This window comes from Campylobacter sp. IFREMER_LSEM_CL2151 (assembly GCF_025771725.1).
GTDB classification, from domain to species: domain Bacteria; phylum Campylobacterota; class Campylobacteria; order Campylobacterales; family Campylobacteraceae; genus Campylobacter_D; species Campylobacter_D lari_C.
This window is the reverse complement of the sequence record NZ_JAKMQT010000002.1, coordinates 81,398-98,044: the sequence shown is the minus strand read 5'-3', so window position 1 is coordinate 98,044 and position 16,647 is coordinate 81,398. Positions and strand designations below refer to the sequence as shown.

16 protein-coding genes are annotated in these 16,647 nt (G+C 30.3%); 7 read left to right on the top strand and 9 right to left on the bottom strand.

What is annotated here, in order from left to right:
- Positions 1-53 precede the first annotated feature (53 nt).
- Genes L8V82_RS02350 through L8V82_RS02335 form a run of 4 tightly spaced genes read right to left on the bottom strand, consistent with a single transcriptional unit; the run spans position 54 to position 4,308 of the window.
- Entirely contained in the window at positions 54-1,562 is a 1,509-nt protein-coding gene (locus L8V82_RS02350; RefSeq protein WP_263723870.1) for a phytoene desaturase family protein, read from the bottom strand.
- Entirely contained in the window at positions 1,553-2,893 is a 1,341-nt protein-coding gene (gene radA, locus L8V82_RS02345; protein WP_257938838.1) for a DNA repair protein RadA, read from the bottom strand. The genes L8V82_RS02350 and radA overlap by 10 nt, the downstream gene beginning before the upstream one ends.
- 3 nt (positions 2,894-2,896) lie before the next feature.
- The gene (gene ftsY, locus L8V82_RS02340; protein ID WP_263723869.1) at positions 2,897-3,763 is read right to left on the bottom strand and encodes a signal recognition particle-docking protein FtsY; all 867 of its coding nucleotides are present in this window, start codon (positions 3,761-3,763) and stop codon (positions 2,897-2,899) included.
- The gene (locus tag L8V82_RS02335; RefSeq protein ID WP_263723868.1) at positions 3,763-4,308 is read right to left on the bottom strand and encodes a TlpA family protein disulfide reductase; all 546 of its coding nucleotides are present in this window, start codon (positions 4,306-4,308) and stop codon (positions 3,763-3,765) included. The genes ftsY and L8V82_RS02335 overlap by 1 nt, the downstream gene beginning before the upstream one ends.
- Before the next feature lie 67 nt (positions 4,309-4,375).
- On the opposite strand from L8V82_RS02335, the gene L8V82_RS02330 reads away from it, so the two are divergent.
- From L8V82_RS02330 to L8V82_RS02315, 4 genes are read left to right on the top strand one after another with little or no spacing between them, the layout of a single operon-like run.
- Entirely contained in the window at positions 4,376-5,005 is a 630-nt protein-coding gene (locus tag L8V82_RS02330) for a 5-formyltetrahydrofolate cyclo-ligase (RefSeq protein WP_214124961.1), read from the top strand.
- Complete coding sequence (rny, locus tag L8V82_RS02325; RefSeq protein WP_263723867.1) at positions 4,929-6,482, top strand: ribonuclease Y; 1,554 nt, start codon at positions 4,929-4,931, stop codon at positions 6,480-6,482. The genes L8V82_RS02330 and rny overlap by 77 nt, the downstream gene beginning before the upstream one ends.
- An 8-nt stretch (positions 6,483-6,490) precedes the next feature.
- On the top strand, positions 6,491-7,054 hold the full coding sequence (locus tag L8V82_RS02320) for a DedA family protein (protein ID WP_263723866.1): 564 nt from the start codon (positions 6,491-6,493) through the stop codon (positions 7,052-7,054).
- A complete protein-coding gene (locus L8V82_RS02315) occupies positions 7,051-8,307 on the top strand; it encodes a ComEC/Rec2 family competence protein (protein WP_263723865.1) in 1,257 nt (418 codons plus the stop codon). Before L8V82_RS02320 ends, L8V82_RS02315 begins: the two co-directional genes overlap by 4 nt.
- Here L8V82_RS02315 and L8V82_RS02310 read toward each other — a convergent pair.
- Genes L8V82_RS02310 through L8V82_RS02300 form a run of 3 tightly spaced genes read right to left on the bottom strand, consistent with a single transcriptional unit; the run spans position 8,254 to position 11,158 of the window.
- On the bottom strand, positions 8,254-9,066 hold the full coding sequence (locus tag L8V82_RS02310) for a YihY/virulence factor BrkB family protein (protein WP_087685400.1): 813 nt from the start codon (positions 9,064-9,066) through the stop codon (positions 8,254-8,256). The two genes, L8V82_RS02315 and L8V82_RS02310, sit on opposite strands and share 54 nt — an antisense overlap.
- A complete protein-coding gene (locus L8V82_RS02305) occupies positions 9,066-10,448 on the bottom strand; it encodes an FAD-linked oxidase C-terminal domain-containing protein (protein ID WP_263723864.1) in 1,383 nt (460 codons plus the stop codon). Before L8V82_RS02305 ends, L8V82_RS02310 begins: the two co-directional genes overlap by 1 nt.
- On the bottom strand, positions 10,448-11,158 hold the full coding sequence (locus L8V82_RS02300) for a plasminogen-binding N-terminal domain-containing protein (protein ID WP_412175310.1): 711 nt from the start codon (positions 11,156-11,158) through the stop codon (positions 10,448-10,450). Before L8V82_RS02300 ends, L8V82_RS02305 begins: the two co-directional genes overlap by 1 nt.
- Before the next feature lie 126 nt (positions 11,159-11,284).
- Between L8V82_RS02300 and L8V82_RS02295 the strand changes: the two genes are divergently transcribed.
- Genes L8V82_RS02295 through tpx form a run of 3 tightly spaced genes read left to right on the top strand, consistent with a single transcriptional unit; the run spans position 11,285 to position 14,318 of the window.
- Positions 11,285-12,442: a peptidoglycan DD-metalloendopeptidase family protein gene (locus L8V82_RS02295; protein ID WP_263723862.1), complete on the top strand. Its 1,158-nt coding sequence runs from the start codon at positions 11,285-11,287 to the stop codon at positions 12,440-12,442.
- 1 nt (position 12,443) lies between these two features.
- Positions 12,444-13,787 (top strand): magnesium transporter, encoded by a 1,344-nt coding sequence (gene mgtE / locus L8V82_RS02290; RefSeq protein WP_263723861.1) that lies wholly within the window; start codon positions 12,444-12,446, stop codon positions 13,785-13,787.
- A gap of 12 nt (positions 13,788-13,799) precedes the next feature.
- Complete coding sequence (gene tpx / locus L8V82_RS02285; protein WP_263723860.1) at positions 13,800-14,318, top strand: thiol peroxidase; 519 nt, start codon at positions 13,800-13,802, stop codon at positions 14,316-14,318.
- Here the strand turns inward: tpx and L8V82_RS02280 are convergent.
- Both L8V82_RS02280 and cysK read right to left on the bottom strand, forming a co-directional pair.
- Positions 14,315-15,700, bottom strand: coding sequence for a replicative DNA helicase (locus L8V82_RS02280; protein WP_087699265.1), 1,386 nt, complete (start codon positions 15,698-15,700; stop codon positions 14,315-14,317). The two genes, tpx and L8V82_RS02280, sit on opposite strands and share 4 nt — an antisense overlap.
- Before the next feature lie 12 nt (positions 15,701-15,712).
- Positions 15,713-16,615 (bottom strand): cysteine synthase A, encoded by a 903-nt coding sequence (gene cysK, locus L8V82_RS02275; RefSeq protein ID WP_263723859.1) that lies wholly within the window; start codon positions 16,613-16,615, stop codon positions 15,713-15,715.
- Between the last annotated feature and the right edge of the window lie 32 nt (positions 16,616-16,647).

Below are 16,647 nucleotides of genomic sequence, written 5' to 3'. Positions count from 1 at the left end.
TTAGCAGAATAAATATTTCAAAGCTAATATTATAAAAAAAAATTGCTTATATTTTAATGAAAATTCATTTTATTAGCGCAAAAATATCCACCCAAAATCGTACCTGTAAAACCACCACCAGGAAATATAAAAGCATTAGCAAAATATAAATTTTCTATACTTTTACTTTTATAATGCAATCTATATTTAGCTCCTTCTTGATCTTGAGAAAATCCATAAATTGTACCCTCATAAGCTTTAGTGTATCTTTGTATAGTTTTTGGCGTAGCTAATTCTTGATGGATTAAACATGAACTTAAATTTGGAAAAATCTCATCAAGCCTTTGCACTATGGCTTTTAATACTTCTTCTTTTTTAGCTTTATAATCTTGCTTATTTAAATCCCATTCACTATAATTTGAACTAAAAGCTACAACACCTATGTATTTATCACTAGCTAAACCACTATCAATCTTAGAATAATTTACAAAAGCCATAGGTCTTTTTTTGATATCTAGTTTTAAAATATTAGTATTTTCATATGAGCTATTTAAAAAATCATCTTCGAATATAAAATTACAATAATCCATATTTTCATAAATTTTAGAAATATCTTTATCATAAATAAAATAAGCACTTACCAAAGAACAAGCACGCTTTTTAGATTCTATTGCTTTGATTTCTTGGGTTAAATTTAAATCTTTAAGCAAGTCTTTATATGCGATTAAAGGATCACAATTTGCGATGATATTTTGCGCATGGATGGTGTGTTTTTGATTATTTTGAATGTATTCTACTCCATAAGCTTTTTGATCTTTTGTGAGTATTTTAACAACTTCAGCCTTAGCTAAAACCTGTCCTTGATTTTCTTTGATAACCTCAGCCAAAGCATCACTTAAAGCTTGCGAGCCACCTTTAATATACACCCCACCATCATAATAATGCTTTTGAGCAATACCATGAAAACTAAAAATAAATTCTTTACTATCATGATGATAATAACTTAAATTTGCGTTTAAAATCTTTTTTAGCTTATCATTTTTAATATAAGCATTTAAAACATCATAAACTTTTTTATTAAACAATCTGTTTTTAATAAATATCCAAGAAGTGCTAAATGGAAATAACAATAATTCACTTAATTTTAAATCCCAAGGAAATCTTCGAATAGCATAAGCTTGCGTTTTTATAGCTTTAAAATACTTATCAATACCTTTACTTTCTTGTGGAAATTCTTTTTTCAAAACCTCTTTTACTTTTTCTATGCCATGGGGTAAAGTTAGATTATAATTTTTACTTTTAATACTCCATGCACTTGGTAAAGGTAAAATTTCAATTTTATTTTTTATACCAAGTTTTTCAAAAACCAAATGCTTCATATCAGTTTTTGCTTCACCTAAATCCATCTCATGAAGCCCCGCATCAATCAAAGCGCCTTTTCTTTTAAAACAAGTAGCACAACCACCGATTAAAGAATGCTGTTCTAAAACTAAAACTTTTTTTCCATTTCTAGCTAAAAAAGCACCCGCACTTAAGCCTCCAAGACCTGAACCTATAATAATTACATCAAATTTTACATCCATTCTAAAACCTCACGTAATTCTTTGGCTACAAAACATTTTAAACCAAGGTCTTCCATAGGTTTTACAGGCACTATGGCATTTTTAAATTTTTGCATTTTAGCTTCTTTTAAACGCACATCAAGCGAAAATACTTCTTTGATTTCACCATTTAAACTAAGCTCACCCACAAAAACACTATCTTTACTTAAAGGGCGGTTTTTAAAACTTGAAATAATGGCCGCAACCACCGCTAAATCTGCCGCAGTTTCACTAATTTTCACCCCACCACTTACATTAATAAACACATCATAATGCCCCAAAGGAATTTCAAGCTTTCTCTCAAGTAAAGCTATGAGCATATCTAAACGGTTTTTTTCATAACCTGTTGCGCTGCGTTTTGGGTAAGCACTCTCACAAACTAAGGCTTGAATTTCTAGCACTAAGGCTCTGCTTCCTTCCATTACCACGCTTAAAGCACTACCACTTACTGCCTTACCACGCGTAAAAAATCTATTAGCTATATCTTTAGCACTAATTAAACCCTTAGAAGTCATTTCAAAAATACCAACTTCAGAAATATTTCCAAAACGATTTTTAAAACCTCTTAAAATTCTTATTTCTTTATTAGCATCACCTTCAAAATAAAGCACTACATCTACCATATGCTCTAAAATTCTAGGTCCAGCTATAGCCCCATCTTTAGTGATATGACCTATGATAAAAGTGCTAATATTATTAGCCTTAGAATAGCGCATTAACTCAAAAGTAATTTCTCTAACTTGAGTGATACTACCTGCTGCTGAAGTAATTTTATTAGAATATAAAGTTTGAATAGAATCAATAATTAAAATTTCATAATCTTTTTTAGAAAGCTCGCTTAAAATATCTTCCAAGCAAAGTTCAGTAAGTAAAAATAAATTTTCACAATTTGCATTCAAACGATCTGCACGCAGTTTGATTTGAGATTTACTCTCCTCTCCACTTACATAAAGCACTTTTTTACCACTTTTAGCCAAATTCGAAGCAATTTTTAATAAAAGCGTGGATTTTCCAACTCCGGGTGAACCCCCAATTAACACCAAAGAACCCACAACAAGCCCACCACCTAAAACTAAATCAAGCTCATTATCATCAGTACTAATACGTGTGAAATTTTCTGCTATAACATCATTTATACATACTGCAGAACTTGGAGTATTTGAGAGTGAATTTAACTCTTTTAAAACCTTAATTTGTTCTTGCTTTAACTCAACAAAACTATCCCAAGAACCACACTCAGGACATTTTCCTAGCCATTTGCTTTGTTGATTTCCACAAGCTTGGCATTCAAATAAAATATGTTTTTTAGCCATAAATTATGCAAAAATCTCTTCAACTAAAGTTTTAACATATTCACTAGGATTAAACTCATGAATTTGTCCTAGTTGCTCTCCTACTCCTACATATAAAATAGGAAGTTCAAGCTCTCTTGCTATGCTAAATAAAGCTCCACCTTTAGCAGTTCCATCAAGTTTTGTAATAATCACTCCATCAAGTTTTACTAAATCATTAAAAGCTTTTGCTTGTAAAATTCCTGCCACACCTTGAGTGCCATCAAGCACAAGGATTTTTCTATGAGGAGCTCCTTGCATAGCTTTATCACTTATGCGAACGATTTTTTCAAGCTCATTAGCAAGATTTTTTTGATTTTGCAAGCGTCCTGCTGTATCTAAAATAACCCTATCATAGTTTTTTGCCAAAGCTTTAGAAATAGCATCATAAGCAACTGCTGAAGGATCATGTCCTTGTGAAGTAGCTATGATATCTATATCTAATTTTTGCGCCCATAACTTTAACTGCTCTATGGCTCCTGCTCTAAAAGTATCACAAGCTCCAAGTATAACTTTTTCGCCATTTTCTTTATGTAAATGCGCCATTTTAGCAATACTTGTAGTCTTACCTACCCCATTTACACCTAAAATCAAATCCACAAAAGGCTTGGCATTAGCAAGTTCTGGTTTATCATAAATAAAATAAGTCCCCATAACACGCTCTAAATCAGCCTTTTTAACCTCATCATTTGGAGGAAGATAGTAAATAATCTCTTCAACTATTTCATACGCTACATCAGCTTCTAAAAGCATTTCTTCAAGTAAATCTTTGGTAATGATTTTATTTGAAGCCTTAACTAAATGAATACTTTCTAAGGTTTTTTTCAAACCATTTTTTAAAAATCCAAACATTACATTATCGCTTTTTGTATATCTATATCTAACATTTCTTCAGGAATTATCCCTAAATACTCTTTAATCTTTTCGCCTTTTGCATTAAACAACACCATTGTTGGCACAGAACTGACATTTAAAACCTTGGAAAAAACAAAATTATTCCCCCCTATAGCCACTGGAAATTTCATTTTTTCATCTTCTATAAAAGTTAATATTTCTTGCTCTTTATTTTCTTCTAAAAAAAGTGCTATTACTTCAAATTTGTCTTGATATTTTTTATTTAGATTATTTAAATGTGGAATTTGAGCCTTACAAGGCGCACACCAACTTGTAAAAAAAACAAACAACTTAGCTTTAGCCGTATCATCAAAATTAAATGCTTGCTCATGATATTTCACATACATTTTTCTACCATCTAAAAATTTCAAAGTAAAATCAGTATTTTCACTTTGAGTCAAACTTGCATTGTCTGTATTTTCAGTACTAGAATTTTCTTTATCACTAGAGCATGAAGCAAAAAATACCGCGATAAAAATTACTAAAAAAATTTTAAATTTCAATTCTTATCCTTATGATTTTTTAAGCTTAAAAGTATAACATAAAAAGTTAAAAACTTTAAGGAAAGCCTTGATAAAAAACAATTTTAGAATAAAACAAAAATCCAAAATGCATTTAAAATTAAAGTATCAATACAAAAGGGATTTTTTAGTTTTTCAAGAAATAATGAAAATTCTAAATTTATACAAAAATTGTAAAAATATCCTTATATATATTCCTTTAAAATATGAAATTAATCTTTATAAATTCAGACATTTTCTAACAAAAAAATATCAAATTTTCGTCCCATTTATGCAAGATAAAAGTTTAAAGGTAGTAAAATTAAGATTAGCTCTTGAAAAAAAGAGCTTTGGGGTATATGAACCAAAAGATTCTTTTTTGCAAACTCGTATTGATGTTGCGATTATCCCTGTAATAGGTGTAGATGCAAAATTAGGAAGAATCGGTCATGGTCAAGGTTTTTACGATAGGTTTTTTGAAAGCATTTCTTATAAAAAACCTTTGGTTATTTTTACGCAAATGATAGATGCAAAATCTGATCAATTTTTTAGCCAAGATCATGATATAAAAGGAAATTTTTATATAAACCCTTATAAAAAATATTTTAGGAAAGTTAAAAACAATGATAGAAATATTAGTCGCATTAATAGCCGTTTTTATAGGCGGAGGGATTGGGTATATAGTCGCCAAAAAGATTAATGATGCAAATTTCAATATCTTTTTAGAGCAAGCAAAAGCAAAAGCAAAAGCCATTGAATATGAAGCTGAATTAACACTTAAAGATGCTAAAAATTCAGTTGCTGAAGCTGAATTTGCAGCAAAGAAAAAATTCGATGAAAAAATTCAAAAACTACAAAAAGAGCATTCTATTAAACTAGAAGAGCTTAACAAAAAAGAACAAAATCTTCATTATCAAGAAAAACTTCATGAAGAAAACAAAAATAAATTAGCAAAAGAGCAACAAGTTATAAAAGCTTTACATGAGGAAAATGAAAATTTAAAACAAAACTATGAAACAAAACTAAATGATGTTTTAAAAATCCTTGAACATTCAGCTGGTCTTACACAAGAAGAGGCAAAAAACATTGTCTTACAAAAAGTGGAAGAAAACTCAAGAGCTGAGATTGCTCATATTGTTAGAAAATACGAAGAAGAAGCTAGAAATGAAGCTAAAAGAAAGGCTAATTTTATCTTAGCACAAGCCACTTCAAGATTTGCAGGAGAATTTGCTGCTGAAAGATTAATCAATGTAGTAAATATCAAAAATGATGAACTAAAAGGTCGTATTATAGGTAAAGAAGGAAGAAATGTTAAAACCTTAGAAATGGTTTTGGGTGTTGATATTATCATCGATGATACACCTGGAGCGATTATAGTAAGTTGTTTTAATCTTTATAGACGCGCCATTGCTACAAAAGTGATTGAGCTTTTAGTTGAAGATGGCAGAATACAACCTGCAAAAATAGAAGAAATTCATGAAAAAGTTTGCAAAGAATTTGAAGATAATATCTTAGAAGAAGGTCAAACTATAGTAATGGATCTAGGACTTAATAATATACATCCTGAAATTGTTAAATTAATAGGAAAATTAAGATATAGAGCAAGTTATGGCCAAAATGCTCTAGCACATTCTTTAGAAGTGGCACATTTAGCTGGAATCATAGCAGCTGAGTGTGGTGGGGATGAAAAATTAGCAAGAAGAGCTGGAATTTTACACGATATAGGCAAGGCTTTAACACATGAATTTGAAGGTTCTCATGTAGATTTAGGAGCTGAACTTTGCAAAAGATATAAAGAACATCCTGTTGTGATTAATGCAATTTATGCTCACCATGGACATGAAGAAGCTATTAGCATAGAATCAGCTGCAGTTTGTACAGCAGATACACTAAGCGCTGCGCGTCCTGGTGCAAGACGTGAGGTTTTAGAAGCCTTCTTAAAAAGAGTGAGTGAGCTTGAAGATATAGCAAAAAGTAAAGAAGGGGTTAAAAAAGCTTATGCTATTAATGCTGGTAGGGAAATTAGAGTTATTGTTAATGCAAAATTAGTTAATGATGATGAATCTGTACTTTTAGCTAAAGAAATAGCTGAAGAAATTCAAGAAAAAGTTCAATACCCTGGTGAAATAAAAGTCAATGTCATCAGAGAGCTTAGAGCTGTTGATTTTGCAAGATAAGGTTTTTCATGCAAGAAATGATAGATAATCTAAGCACTTATGGCTATTTGATTTTATTTTTTTATTCTTTTGGTGGAGGTATGGTTGCTATACTTGCTGCCGGGGTACTTTGTGCAAGTTCTACCAAACTTGATTTGCATTTGTGTATATTTTTAGCCTTTTTAGCTAATACCATAGGCTCAACTTTATTATTTATCTTGGGAAAATACTATAAAAAAGACATAATGCCTTATTTTAAAAATCATAGAAGAAAAATCGCTCTTGCTATGATGAAAATCAAAAAATATGGTGATTTGCTTTTAGTAGTGCAAAAATTTATCTATGGAGTAAAGACTATCATTCCTATAGCAGCAGGTCTTTGTAAATTTAGCTTTGTAAGATTTTTTATCATCAATTCCTTAGCTAGTTTGATTTGGGCTGTTATTTTAGGTTATGCTGGTTTTATTTTTGGAAATACCCTAAAAGAAGCTTTTGAAGCATTTACCAACTATCCTTACATAGCTCCTGCTTTTATAATCACTTTAATTTTTATTATATGGTTATATTTATCACGTTTTTCTAAGAAAAAATGAATTTAAAATTCTCTATAAAAGAAACTTATAGAGAATTTTTTATTTTATTATTATGTTTTTTAGCAATTTTTAGTTTAAATCTCTTCTATGAGTATAAAAAATATCAAAATTTTAAACTTACTAAGCATTTATTACTTAAAGATAATATCGTTTTATCTTCTTATGAAAAAACTAATAAAAAAGGTAAAAAATATCAAGTTTTAAAACTCAAAAATTCTAATTTTATTTTTTACACCACTAGCTTTAAAGATCTAAATTTAAGTAAAAATGATGTGATAAATCTTAGAATTATCACTAAAAATATTAACTTTAAAGATTATCTTAGTAAAAGTTTTTATGCGCCAAGTTATGATTTTAACAAAACCAAAACACAAAAAGAAAATACACTAATAAGGTATTTTTTAAATCAACATCAAAATGAAAAAATCAAAGAATTTTACGGGGCTTTATTTTTTGCAAAAAATGTATCAAGTGAACTTAGAAGTGATGTAAATTTTTATAATATCGCGCATTTAATTGCTATTAGCGGATATCATTTGGGCTTATTATTTAGCTTTTGCTTTTTGATTTTTGCTCCTTTATACGCTTTTTTTCATAAACGATATTTTCCTTATAGAAGTTTAAAGCTTGATATTAGTATTTTTGCTTTCTTGCTTTTAATTTTTTATATATTTTTAATAGACTTTAGCCCTTCTTATGCAAGAGCTTTACTAATGAGTCTTTTTGCTTTTTATTTATTTAGTAAAAATATTAAAATACTCAGTTTTAAATTTTTATTTTTAAGTATAGCATTTTGCATTAGCATTTTTCCAAAACTTCTTTTTAGCGTTGGGTTTTTATTTTCTATTTTAGGAGTTTTTTATATTTATTTATATCTTCATCATTTTAAAGATCAATTTTCAAATTTTACTCATGCTTTTTTGCTAAATATCTGGACTTTTTTAGCAATGATTATCCCTGTATTATACTTTTTTCCTCTACTTAGCTTTCAGCAATTTTTAGCCATACCTTTAAGCTTAGCCTTTATAATATTTTATCCTTTGGTTTTAATCTTGCATATTTTTTCTTATGGAAATTTATTAGATTTATATTTAATACATTTTTTTGAGTTTAAAATGCATGCAATTAATCTATCAATACCTTTTGTGTTTTATTTTATTTATTTAATTTTATCTTTAATCGCTATATTTAATAAACACTTAGCTCTTTTTATAATTTCTCTTGGGCTTATTCCCTTTATTTTCTTGATTTAAAAGCAAATAAGCCTTTAAGCCCAAAAGATAAATAATCCAAGATATATAAATCCACAAAAAGAAAAATAATATTACAGAAAAAGAACCATATACATTTAAATAAGTTTTATTATATACAGCATAATACACAAAAATCATCTTAGAAATATACCAAATCACAGAAGCGCCAAAAGAACTAATAAGTAAGGTTTTTAAATCACCTTTTTTGCTTACTGAACTTGAATAAGATACAAAAAATAAAGCCCATATAATCACATAGGGTAAAATCTCAAAAAAATTTAAAGCAATATTAAAATCATCTAAGGTTTTTTGTATAAAACCTGAAATATAAAAACTCACTCCAAGCCCAAGTGGGGTTAAGGTTGCTAAAGTCCAATAAGAACTTATACTGTGCCAAAGACTTTTAGAATCTTCCTCTAAAAGCTTATTAATCACATAATCATAACCTGAAAAAAAAGCCAAAGAAGTCAAAGCCATAGCCAAAAGTCCTATAAGTCCTAAATTTACGCTGTTTTTTAAAAATGTATTGATGTATTGTATGATTAATTCTTGTTGAGTTGGGATTAAAAAAGTAAAAATTAAATTTTTAATTCTTTCTTGATACATTTCAAAACTTGGAATTTGGGTAAAAACCCAAAAACACAAAAACAAAAGCGGTATTAAAGACAAGATAGTATAAAAACTCAAAGCCGCAGCATAATTTAAAATTTCTTTATCTCTTAAAGCTAAAAGAATTTTAAATAAGTTTTTAAAACTCATCAAAGTCCCATTTTGAAAGGATTGAGTATATTATTTGGATCAAATGCCTTTTTGATATTTCTCATTAAGTCCATTTCAGCTTCACTAAAAGCAAGCTTCATAAAAGGAGCCTTTGAAATGCCTATACCATGCTCTCCACTTAAAGTCCCACCTAAAGAGACCGTAAGCTTAAACACCTCTTCCACGGCTTCATAACCTTTTTTAACTAATTCAGGATTGTTTTTATCACTTACCATTACATTAGTATGCACATTACCATCGCCAGTATGACCAAAACAAGGGATTTTAAAACCATATTTTTTAGAAATTTCAGCTATGCCTTTTAAAAGCTCAGGTAGTTTTGAACGCGGTACTGTAATATCTTCATTAAGCTTTAAATTTCCATACATTGCTATGCTTTGAGAGCAATTTCTTCTAGCAAACCAAATATTAGCTGCTTCTTGCTCATCTTTTGCTATTTTAAACTCTCTTACGCCAGATTCATAAAAACTCTCTTGCAAGATTTTTAAATCTGCTTCCAAAGCCTCTTCTATATTACCATCTACATCAGCGATTAAAATCGCACCCGCATCCATAGGCAAGCCTTTTTGGAATTTTTGCTCTAATGCTTGTATGCTTAGTTGATCTAAAAATTCCATAGATACAGGAGTTACACCTTTAGCTAAAGTTTTATAAACTGCATTCATCGCTTCATCAATGCTATTAAAAATCCCCATAGCTGTCTTTTTAAACTTTGGCAAAGCAACTAGTTTTAATGTAATCTCGCTAAGCACAGCCAAAGATCCCTCACTTGCTATTAAAATTCCAGCTAGATTATAACCCGCTACATCTTTTATGGTTCTTTTACCTGCTCTAATAATTTCTCCATTAGGTAAAACAGCTCTTAAAGCCATTACATAATCTTTAGTTATACCATACTTAGCAGCCCTCATACCCCCTGCATTTTCGCTTACATTTCCCCCTAAAGAAGAATACTCCATACTAGCAGGATCAGGTGGATAAAATAAACCATATTCTTTTACTTTTTCTTGCAAAGCCATATTTATCACACCAGGCTGTACCACTGCGACTAAATTTTCAAGATCAATTTCTAAAATTTTATTCATATGTTTTTCAAAGCTTAACACCACTCCACCGTTAACAGCTAAGCTTCCACCGGTAAATCCACTGCCTGAGCCCCTAGGAATAACGATGATTTTATTTTCATCACAATATTTTAGAATTTGACTAATATCATTTTCATCTCTTGGAAAAAGCACCCCATCAGGCAAATAATGCTTTTTAGTAGCATCATAACTATACGCTCTTTTATGGATAGGATCAAAATGCGCATTTTCAACCCCTAAAAGATCTTGAAAGAATTTTTGATGAATTTCTTGCATTATTTTTCTCTAGTTAAACTAATTAATTTTTCATAATATACATAATAATTTCCAATAGCCTCATCATTTAAGCTAAAAATATCACTTTTATAACCTGTAATTCTTGAATAAAATGGAATTTGCAAACTTTGAGCTTGCGGTATGGCAAATTCTTCAATCTTGCCAAAGTCTTGACAATCAACTATCTCAGCTTTATTTTCTAAAGCTACCACTAAAAGCCCAACAGCATTTTTTGAACAAAAAGATCTAAAATCTGATCTTCTTGGGGTTTGGCGGTATTCTTGTATCATATGAGCACCAAATAAATCAGGGTGTAAAAAATAAATTCCATTTAATTTTTGCGCTATAAAATCATACACACTTTTATCAGGAGCTACAATCAAAGCTCTATCGTATAAATAATTTAAAACTATTTTATCGCCTACTTGTGGCAATACATTTGGCAAAGGCATAGCATCTTGAGCTAACATATCAAAAACTTTAAATTGTAATTTAACTAAGCCATTTTCACGCCCTATCACACTAGCTCTTGCAATGATAGATTTTTGCGTATCAATTTCATGTACAACTATACCACTTGAGTGCAATAAAATTCTAGGATCATCTTTTATATAACCATAAATATCATCTACTTTTTCAAGTTTTGTTTGTATTAAATCAAAATTTTTAGCTTGCAAAAATGCTAAAAAACAGCAAAGCACTAAGATAATTCTTGACAATTTATACTCCTTAAAAAGTGTAAAAAATAAATTATATTGTTTTTTCCTTACAAAATTGTAAGAAAAATTAAGTAAAATACAAATTTATGTTTAAATTTTAGAAGGCTTTAGATTATCATGAAAAAAATTTTCATATCTTTACTTATATCCATAAAACTTTTTGCTATTTCAAGTATTGAAGAACTTTCTTGGGAAAATGGCAAAACCTTGCTTGATTTTTTACAAGATCATTCTATACCACTTAATTTATATTATAATCTTGACACCGAAGATAAAGAACTAAGCGCAGAAATCACAAGTGGTGTTAAATACCAAATGCTAAAAGATGAGCAAGGTGAGCTTGAACAAGTTTTAATCCCAATTAGTGATGATTTACAAATTCATATTTACAAAAATAATGAAAACAAATTCGTATTGAGTTTTACCCCTATTTCTTACACTAAAGAAAAAAGAACTATTCGCGTAGCTATTAATAACTCAGCTTATCAAGATGTTTATGATGAAAGTGGCAGTGTAACCTTAGCAAGAGCTATGGTGAGAGCTTTTAAAAATAGTGTTAATTTTAAAAATGTCAGAAAAGGCGATAGCGTAGTATTAATTTATGAGCAAAAAAGAAGATTAGGAAGACTTTTTGGCGACATTAACATCCAAGCAGCTTTAGCTAACATTAGAGGTAAAGAATATTCTGTGTTTTTATATAAAGATTCTTATTATAATGCTCAAGGAAAAGAGCTTGAAAATTTCTTTTTAACCAAACCTGTTAAATACACAAGAATTTCAGATCGCTTTACTAGGGCAAGATATCATCCTATCTTAAAACGCTATAGAGCGCATTTAGGTATTGACTATGCTGCTCCAACGGGTACTCCGGTTAAAAGCGCAGGAGATGGGACGATTAGTTTTGTTGGAACAAAAGGTGGTTATGGTAAGGTTGTACAAGTAAAGCATGTATCAGGTTATATGACTTTATATGCTCATCTTAGCCGTTTTGCAAAAATCAAACGCGGTCAAAAAGTTAAACAAGGCCAAGTGATTGCTTATGTAGGCTCTACTGGTATGAGCACTGGGCCACATTTGCATTTTGGACTTTATCTAAATAACAAAGCAATTAATCCTGAAACCATAGTAAAAATTCCAAAATCAAGCCTAAGCGGTAAAAACAAAGAAGAATTTTTAAAAATGGCAAAAGAGTATGAAAACCGCCTGCAAAGCATTGATGAAAACTATAAAAATCCACCAAAAGAACAAAATATAGAAAATTCTATGGAGCTTTGAGATGATGAATGATTTTTTAGAAGCACAAGAACTTTTAAAAAATATTTCCAAAGATCAAAGCACCTATGAAACCAATGAAGCCCTAAAGACTATCAAAAGATATAACGAAGAGCTTTATTTGCAAACTCTTAAATCTTTTGATACTTACACACTTGCAAATGTAGCTACTATAACGCCTGAACATATCTTAGAAGATATTTTAGAACACTTAAGTATTATAAAGATTGCAAAAGCGGTAGAAGAGCTTGAAAGTGATGATGCAACAGATTTGATTAAGCGTTTTGAAGAGTTAAATCCACAAAAAACTTTAGCCATTTTAAACCGCTTAAGTTCCGAAGATAAAGAAGAAATTTTACGCCTTAAAAATTATGATGAAAATACCGCTGGTGCTTATATGCAAACAGAAATTTTCACAGCTTCTATTGATGAGAGTATAGAAAAGGCTATTAAAAGATATAGAATTTTAAAACACTCAGGACAAGTGGATCAAATTTTTCAAGTTTATATCATAGATAATCAAGGAAAGCTTTGTAATGCTATCAACTTAAGTGATCTTTTGATTTGGGATTTTAAACTAAGTTTTGCAGATATTATTAAAAATAATAGCGAAAAATATAAATGTTATAGCATTAAAGATCATGAAGATATACAAAAGGCTATTGATATAGTAGAAGATTATGATTTGAGTGTTTTAGCGGTTGTAAGTGATGATGGAGTGCTTTTAGGTAGAATTACCTATGATGATATCCATGATTTAATCCAAGAAAATGCAACAGAGCAAATTTATAACTTAGCCGGAGTTGATGAAGACGCCGAAGAAGAAAGTGCTTTTAAAGCAGCTAAAGCTAGAGCTTTTTGGCTTATGATCAATCTTACCACCTCATTAATCTCAGCTAATATAATTAGCCTTTTTTCAGGCGAAATAGAACAACTTGTAGCCCTAGCAGTTCTTATGCCTATCGTAGCTTCTATGGGAGGCAATACAGGCTCACAAGCTTTAGCAGTAACAGTTAGAAAACTTTCACTCAATGAAGTAGAATTTAAAGACGCTAAAAAAGTTATATTAAGAGAGAGTGGAATTTCTTTATTAAATGGGCTTATATTTGCTAGTATTATGAGCATTATAGCCTTTATATGGTTTAAAACAGCTCTTTTAGGACTTGTTATAGCCCTATCAATGCTAATTAATCTAGCATTAGCAGGCTTTGTGGGTTCTTTTGTACCTTTAACTTTAAAAAAATTTAAAATCGATCCTGCGGTAGGATCGAGTGTAGTGATTACTGCAATTACTGATGGTTTGGGATTTTTTAGTTTTTTACTTTTAGCAAAAATGATTTTATTATAAAAAAGGGAAATTATGTCAAGCATTATATATAAAGATCAAGAAATAGAACTTATAGGAGATGAGCTAGAAGTTGGCGATAATGCTCCAAAAATAACTCTAAGAACCAAAAACCTCGCCCCAGTAGAAATAGCACCACCAGGAAAAACTCAAATTTTATTAACCTTTCCTAGTTTAGACACTCAAGTATGCTCTAAGCAAGCAAAAGAAACTAACAAAAGATTAGCTTCTATGAAAAATATCGAAGTTATTATTATTAGTATGGATTTACCTTTTGCTATGGATCGTTTTTGTGCTACTGAAGGGGTTGATGATATTATTGTAGCAAGTGATTTTGCTTTTAAAGATTTTGGCACTAATTATGGAGTTTTAATAGGCGATAGTGTGTTTGCAGGATTACTAGCAAGAGCAGCCTTTGTAGTCAAAGATGGAAAAATAGTGTATAAGCAACTCGTAGAAGAACTAATGGGAAAAATTGATTTTAAGGATTTAGAACTTTTTATGCATAAAAATTATGGTTACCCTTTGAATTAACCTTCAAAGTTTGTAACCACAAAATCTTCTTTTGGAGCTTCAATAAAGCATGATTTTTCTTTTAAAAAAAGCAAATCCACATGCCCTACAGGACCATTTCTATTTTTACCTATAATGAGCTCAGCCTTTTCTTGCACAGGATTTGGCATAAATTTTCTCTCATAAGTTTTGCCTTCATTTTTGGCTTTATTTTCTCTTTCTTTTTCTTCTTGCTCTCTATAAACCTCATCTCTATACACAAATAAAATCGTATCTGCATCTTGTTCTATAGCGCCACTTTCTCTTAAATCACTAAGCATAGGACGCTTATTTGCTCTACTTTCTAATGAACGATTAAGCTGTGAGAGTGCCACTACTGGCATATTTAATTCTCTTGCTAAAAGCTTTAAGCCTCTTGAAATTTCACTCACTTGCAAATGCCTATCATTAAAAGCTGAGTTACTCATCATAAGACCGATATAATCTACCACGCAAAGCTCAATACTCTCATCTTGAGCTTTAATTTTGCGTAAAATCGAACGAATATCAGCTATACTAGCATAACCACTATCGTAAATATAAAGATTTTTTTGTGCATATTCATTACAAGCATCACCCACCCTACTCCACTCATCATCATTTAAATCTGCAATTAGAATTTTCTGCAAAGGAATGGAAGTTTTTGCACTGATTAATCTTTGCATGATTTGTGTAGCAGGCATTTCTAGTGAAAACATCACAACGCCTTTATTTTGTCTTAGTGTTTTTTCTATAAAATTTAAACAAATTGTAGTTTTTCCCATACCTGGGCGTGCAGCAATGATTACAAGATCGCCAGGTTTAAAGCCTTTTGTCATTTTATTAAGCTCACTAAAGCCTGTATCAAGTCCTAAAATGTCTTTATTTTCTGCTTCTTTTTGCTTTTTAAACTCATCCATAAGCTCAGACATAACCATAGTCATATCTTTAATACTATTACTATTTACACGGTTAGTAAGATTAAAAATCTCTTTGCCTATTTCATCTGAAATTTGAGAAATGCTTTTATCTTCATTTACCCTTGTAGGTATAGTATAAGCAAAATTTAAAAGTTGGCGTCTAATGGATTTTTCTCTTAGCTCATATGCGTATTTACTCACATCTGCTATAGAAGTAGTGGCTAAAACTTCAGCTAAAATTTGCTCATCTACTTTTTTATGTTTTCTTATAAAACTTGCACTTATAGGCTCGCCTGCATTCACACAAGCTAAAATCGCTTTATAAATATCTTGATGAGCTTTGAGTGAAAAATCATTAATCTCAATATCTGAAGAAATACTAAAAAAAGAATCCTCACTATATATACAAGAACTTAAAATCGCCCTTTCAAGATCTAAATCAAAATGCTCATTATTTTGACTCATACACACCCCTAATTATAAATTTGCAAATAAATCAGTTGACAAATATCGCTCGGCTGTATCATTTAGCATAGTCAAGACTTTTTTATTTGGATTTTCTAAAGCAATTTTTCTAGCCATATATACATTTGCACCACTTGAAATTCCTGCCATTATGCCATTTTTACCAAGCTCTAAGGCTGTATTTATAGCATCTTCATTACTTACACAAACTATCTCATCTATAATTTTTTGATTTAAAATTTTAGGGATAAAATTTGCACCTATACCTTGAATTTTATGGCTTGCAGCGATATTTTGACTCAAAAGTGGCGAAGATGCAGGTTCTAAAGCTATGATTTTGATATTAGGATTGTGTTCTTTTAAAATTTCTCCTACCCCGCTAATAGTCCCACCTGTGCCAAAACCTGCTAAAAAAATATCAAGATCAGGTAAAGCTTTTAAAATTTCTAAAGCAGTATTTTTTCTATGTGCGTTTTTGTTGTTGATATTTTCAAATTGACTTACCATAAACGAATTTGGAATTTCACTCAAAAGCTCATTAGCTCTATCAAGCGCTCCTTGCATACCTTTGCTTGCCTGAGTAAGCTCTAGCTTTGCACCAAAAAAACTCATCATTTTTCTACGCTCAATACTCATAGACTCAGGCATAGCTATGATAAGTTTAAGCTTTAAGCTTGCACAAATCATTGCTAAAGCTATGCCGGTATTTCCACTTGTAGCTTCTATAATGGTTGTTTCTTGATTGATTTTACCTTCATTTAAAGCTTGTTTTATCATCTCCACAGCTGCTCTATCTTTTATAGAATGGCTTGGATTAAAATACTCGCATTTAGCGTAAAGATTTGGAGCAAATTCTTTTAAAGAAATAATCGGGGTATTACCTATACAATCTAAAATATTATTATAAACTGACATTGTTTTCCTTCTAATTTTTTAAAAACAATATC

What these genes read in the sequence shown, in the direction of transcription:
- L8V82_RS02350 (WP_263723870.1), bottom strand. Translation starts at nt 1,562, where the DNA reads ATGGATGTAAAATTTGATGTAATTATTATAGGTTCAGGTCTTGGAGGC.
- radA (WP_257938838.1), bottom strand. Translation starts at nt 2,893, where the DNA reads ATGGCTAAAAAACATATTTTATTTGAATGCCAAGCTTGTGGAAATCAA.
- ftsY (WP_263723869.1), bottom strand. Translation starts at nt 3,763, where the DNA reads ATGTTTGGATTTTTAAAAAATGGTTTGAAAAAAACCTTAGAAAGTATT.
- rny (WP_263723867.1), top strand. Translation starts at nt 4,929, where the DNA reads ATGATAGAAATATTAGTCGCATTAATAGCCGTTTTTATAGGCGGAGGG.
- L8V82_RS02320 (WP_263723866.1), top strand. Translation starts at nt 6,491, where the DNA reads ATGCAAGAAATGATAGATAATCTAAGCACTTATGGCTATTTGATTTTA.
- L8V82_RS02315 (WP_263723865.1), top strand. Translation starts at nt 7,051, where the DNA reads ATGAATTTAAAATTCTCTATAAAAGAAACTTATAGAGAATTTTTTATT.
- L8V82_RS02310 (WP_087685400.1), bottom strand. Translation starts at nt 9,066, where the DNA reads ATGAGTTTTAAAAACTTATTTAAAATTCTTTTAGCTTTAAGAGATAAA.
- L8V82_RS02305 (WP_263723864.1), bottom strand. Translation starts at nt 10,448, where the DNA reads ATGCAAGAAATTCATCAAAAATTCTTTCAAGATCTTTTAGGGGTTGAA.
- L8V82_RS02295 (WP_263723862.1), top strand. Translation starts at nt 11,285, where the DNA reads ATGAAAAAAATTTTCATATCTTTACTTATATCCATAAAACTTTTTGCT.
- mgtE (WP_263723861.1), top strand. Translation starts at nt 12,444, where the DNA reads ATGATGAATGATTTTTTAGAAGCACAAGAACTTTTAAAAAATATTTCC.
- tpx (WP_263723860.1), top strand. Translation starts at nt 13,800, where the DNA reads ATGTCAAGCATTATATATAAAGATCAAGAAATAGAACTTATAGGAGAT.
- L8V82_RS02280 (WP_087699265.1), bottom strand. Translation starts at nt 15,700, where the DNA reads ATGAGTCAAAATAATGAGCATTTTGATTTAGATCTTGAAAGGGCGATT.
- cysK (WP_263723859.1), bottom strand. Translation starts at nt 16,615, where the DNA reads ATGTCAGTTTATAATAATATTTTAGATTGTATAGGTAATACCCCGATT.